Origin of the sequence: Acinetobacter lactucae, assembly GCF_013344765.1 — a bacterium.
GTDB lineage: Bacteria > Pseudomonadota > Gammaproteobacteria > Pseudomonadales > Moraxellaceae > Acinetobacter > Acinetobacter lactucae_A.
Window position 1 is genome coordinate 1 of record NZ_JABVBF010000236.1, and the last position, 3,722, is coordinate 3,722.

Sequence of the window (3,722 nt, forward strand, 5' to 3'; positions counted from 1 at the left end):
GTATTAATTTCAAACAAAGTAACTTGGTTAAACCAACGTAATTTACAATGTACGGCTGCATTTATTTTAACTTTTTTGCGATGCCAATCGGCTATTCTGCGATTAGCTCATTTTAACCTTAACCCATTATTTATATTAAAAAATTATTTTCAGGAGATTTTTTATGACAAGATTAAAAGTAATTATCAAGGATCAGTTTGACAAAGAATCAATTGCTTTGGCAAAAGTTAGACCCATGAACGATCACGCGCTTGAACTTCACAAGAGCATTGAACACATTGAAATTAATGATGATATTATTTTACCCAATATGGATTTGCTTTATGAAAATCCTAAAGATGGAAAAATTTATCAGTTAATTGGCCCATTCAGTGAGGAATAACTCTTAAATTTAATAACAACCATGAGTAGAGTTTGTGTCTGGTTTAATCTTAATAAAAGAAATTTTAGTTAAGATAGGATGAAAATTAAGCCAAACTAACGTAACAGACACAATTAAAATATTGAAGATCTCAAATAGTTGTGGGACTATACTTTTGCAAAAATGTGACCTAATCCACATTTTTGTATTTCAGGATTAAGTGGATTTCACTAAGCCCATTCCTTCAATGAGAAGTAGGAGTGGGCTTTTTCTATGCTTCTTATTCTTTAAATGTTTCATCTAAAGCTTGTTGAACTGCTTCTATGCGTGACTTGCACGCTTTATAAGCAGTAATTGACTCTTCAACAATTTTCATTAAATTATCAATATCTGGGCTTTCTTGAGATTCTAGTAATTCGGCATTTTTCTTCAAAATGTTATGGCCGTCCTTAAAAGTTAAATCTTCATTCTTCATTTGGAATTACCTGCGTAATGTTGGCTTCAACCACCCCATCTTGCATCTCAATGGCAATGGCGGGGTTTGAAATTTGATGTATAGAGCGAATCGCTTTTCCTTCGGATCTAACAATTGCGTAGCCCTTGGCTTGAACCTGTTTCGGGTTTTGCAAAAGGATTTCTTTCATTAAAGATTCAATTTGGGCTAATGAAAATTTAACTTGTTGCTGTGAGCTAAACTGAATACGTTCCTTCATCTGGTCAAGCAAACGATGTGCCGAGTTAAGTTGCCCTTGTGCCGATGCTTTAATGTGATGAAGCAGTTGATCATTCTTGCTTTGATAAGTCGTAATTTGATGCTGAGAAAGCAGCTTAATCGTTTGTAGACTATCTACTGCTTCTTGTACACGTTCAACAATATGGTTGCGAATCCCAGCAATCACTTTGCTTGGTGTGTCAAATGAACGATGCGCAATTTCATCAAGGATAGTACGGTCTTTTTCATGACCAATTCCCACCCAAATAGGTACACTGCGTTTGCAAAGTAGAGCGGCAAGTTCATAATCATTTAAATAAGCTAAATCATTTACAGCACCACCACCGCGAATAATCACAATCAAATCAGGCGGAAAGTTAAACGTGCTGGCCCATTGTCTTAAACCTGAACCTAAAGACTCAATCAAGCTGGTTGCAGCCGTATTCCCTTGAAAAGTCGCGGTGTGATATACAAAATGGCAAACCCCATTTCGTTCAAGAGCATCTGCATCTTTTTTAAAGTCACCTAGACCCGCAGCATTTTGAGGGGCAAGCACTAAAACATTTTGAATATCAAAAGGAGTGGGAAGAAGTTTATTTTTATGGAGTAAACCTTCTTGAGTCAGTCGTTCAATAATTTGCTGATAACGTTTAGCAATTTCACCCAATGTAAAACTTGAGTCAATCTCTTCAATATTGACCGAAAATCCATATTGAGGATCAAAACGCGCTCTAATTTTGATAAGCACATTTAAATCACTTGAGATTTCAATACCAGTTTCACGTTCAAACTTTAAAACAATTTTACTTGCTGAAAATTTCCAGATTGTGGCTTTACAACTGGCAATGACTTTATCTGTCTCGCCATCTTTTTCTGCAAGTTCGAGATAATAATGGCCACCCTTAATATTTAAATTTCGAATTTCTGCTTTTACCCAAACTGGCTCATCAAAAGCCACACGTATGACTTCCTGAACTGTGCCGAGATATTCACTAAGGGAAAACTGAGGTTCAGACATACCAACTAAAAATTAAAGGGCCAAACTAAATAGTATAAAAGCCACCCACCCAAGGCAATTGCTGTTTATGAATATCAGGTTCTGTTTAAAATAAATACAACAATTCAAATAATTAATTTTAGATGTGGGCTATTTATTTTTAAGAAATTTTAAAATAGTAAATAAATTAAAAAGATAAATCTGATGAATTACAATAGATTAAAAAATAAGGTTTGCTTTATAAAATATATGAGCGTATAAAGCTTACTTCCAATTGCGGGGTGGAGCAGTCTGGTAGCTCGTCGGGCTCATAACCCGAAGGTCGTTGGTTCAAATCCGACTCCCGCATCCAAAATATTATGCTCTGTGATGTACCACTTTTCATAATACGAAAATTATGAAAAGCAATTAGCTTATAAATAACCCTATATGAAGCTAAATATTAAATTCTAGACGAACTGTCCATACCTTAAATCTAGCGTTCTAATTACATACCGTAAAATCACATGAGCTCAGTGATGAGTGAATGATTGTGAATATAGTAAATGAGTGGCACATTGCCACAGCCGTAAATGGCAATGAAATTAATGTGAGGATTGTTCCTCATGTGCGTAAGCAAAACTCTCTCGATGGATATCGTTGGGTCGAAGTTGGTAAAAAAATTCAACTTCAGTCTGGTGAAGAAATTGAGTTAAATCAAGATGGAAAAAGCTTCTATGCCGGATTTAATCAACTTTATCGTTTAAATACATATTGTTGATAAGACCATGGTCATAAAGCGAGAAAACCTATCTCTTTTAAAGGAGATAGGTTTTTTTATGTCTATAGGGTATGAAAATAATTAAAGTTATAAAAAGTGGAAGTGAATTAAAAAGATCGTCTTATTCTTTTAGCTATATTTAATAACTGAGTTAGCCTGCTCGCCAGAACTGGCGACCCATCACTTTAAAGTTTTTCCCGTTCTCTTCAGTTACCCGTCGATCTCTAAATTTTTCATTTAAGCTATGCAAAATTAAAGAACCATCTGCTTCTTTAAAAATTTGTTTAATCATTCCTTCACCAGCAAAATAGACCGCATAAATCTCACCATCAATGACTTCAGTCTGAGAGATATCAATACCCACCAAATCTCCATCTTTGATGTAGTCGGTCATGCTATCGCCCTTAGCTTTGATAATGCGCATACATTCTTGAGCAACACGTTTTTCTTTAAAGAATGAAGCTGGGAAAGGAATTTTTCCATTAATTGCATCAAAGTGAAATTCGATTGATTCGCCAGTCCCGCAAGAAAAGTTAGCTTCTACCACTTCAATCCAGACATATTGATCAGTAGATTCTGCACTCACCACAGTAGGGCTAAATACATCGCTTTCACTAAAAGAGTCTTCAGTATTCCCAGTTGTTAACCAATAACCATCCACACCTAAAAACTGGGCAATGAGAGGAAGAAACGCAGATTTCAAATTTTTCCCAGACTCTAAAGCCTGATAAGCAGGCTGAGACATCTTTACAGCCTCTGCTACTTCAGCCTGAGTTTTTTTGGCTTTAAGTCTAGAGTCTTTTAAACGGTCTTTCAGAGCCATAATGATTACACCAGTAAACTTATAACAAATATATAACTAAAATTATATCGAGTAAAACAACTATAGTTA

Annotated in this window: 5 protein-coding genes, 1 tRNA gene and 1 pseudogene; 4 read left to right on the plus strand and 3 right to left on the minus strand. The window is 35.3% G+C overall.

The annotated features are described in order from the left end of the window. Positions 1 to 116: pseudogene (locus tag HUN22_RS15985) on the plus strand (LysE family translocator); the annotation flags it as partial. A gap of 47 nt (positions 117 to 163) precedes the next feature. Beyond that, a complete protein-coding gene (locus tag HUN22_RS15990) occupies positions 164 to 382 on the plus strand; it encodes a hypothetical protein (RefSeq protein ID WP_033850537.1) in 219 nt (72 codons plus the stop codon). A 259-nt stretch (positions 383 to 641) separates the two neighbouring features. Here the strand turns inward: HUN22_RS15990 and xseB are convergent, their stop codons facing one another. Next, a complete protein-coding gene (xseB, locus tag HUN22_RS15995) occupies positions 642 to 836 on the minus strand; it encodes an exodeoxyribonuclease VII small subunit (protein WP_174731413.1) in 195 nt (64 codons plus the stop codon). Beyond that, positions 826 to 2,091, minus strand: a complete 1,266-nt coding sequence (gene xseA, locus HUN22_RS16000; RefSeq protein ID WP_174731417.1) for an exodeoxyribonuclease VII large subunit — start codon at positions 2,089 to 2,091, stop codon at positions 826 to 828. Before xseA ends, xseB begins: the two co-directional genes overlap by 11 nt. Before the next feature lie 254 nt (positions 2,092 to 2,345). On the opposite strand from xseA, the gene HUN22_RS16005 reads away from it, so the two are divergent. Together HUN22_RS16005 and HUN22_RS16010 are read left to right on the plus strand one after the other, a co-directional pair. After that, positions 2,346 to 2,422: transfer RNA gene (locus tag HUN22_RS16005), tRNA-Met, on the plus strand. 174 nt (positions 2,423 to 2,596) lie between these two features. Continuing rightward, positions 2,597 to 2,830 (plus strand): hypothetical protein, encoded by a 234-nt coding sequence (locus tag HUN22_RS16010; protein ID WP_002119938.1) that lies wholly within the window; start codon positions 2,597 to 2,599, stop codon positions 2,828 to 2,830. Between the two features lie 151 nt (positions 2,831 to 2,981). On the opposite strand, the gene HUN22_RS16015 is transcribed toward HUN22_RS16010, so the two are convergent. Then, positions 2,982 to 3,653 carry an XRE family transcriptional regulator gene (locus tag HUN22_RS16015; RefSeq protein WP_174731420.1) on the minus strand — a complete coding sequence of 224 codons (672 nt, stop codon included), beginning with the start codon at positions 3,651 to 3,653 and terminating at the stop codon, positions 2,982 to 2,984. Positions 3,654 to 3,722 lie beyond the last annotated feature (69 nt).

Excerpts from the sequence above, each read along its gene's own strand:
- HUN22_RS16010 (WP_002119938.1), top strand. The coding sequence starts at position 2,597 with ATGATTGTGAATATAGTAAATGAGTGGCACATTGCCACAGCCGTAAAT.
- xseB (WP_174731413.1), bottom strand. The coding sequence starts at position 836 with ATGAAGAATGAAGATTTAACTTTTAAGGACGGCCATAACATTTTGAAG.
- xseA (WP_174731417.1), bottom strand. The coding sequence starts at position 2,091 with ATGTCTGAACCTCAGTTTTCCCTTAGTGAATATCTCGGCACAGTTCAG.
- HUN22_RS16015 (WP_174731420.1), bottom strand. The coding sequence starts at position 3,653 with ATGGCTCTGAAAGACCGTTTAAAAGACTCTAGACTTAAAGCCAAAAAA.
- HUN22_RS15990 (WP_033850537.1), top strand. The coding sequence starts at position 164 with ATGACAAGATTAAAAGTAATTATCAAGGATCAGTTTGACAAAGAATCA.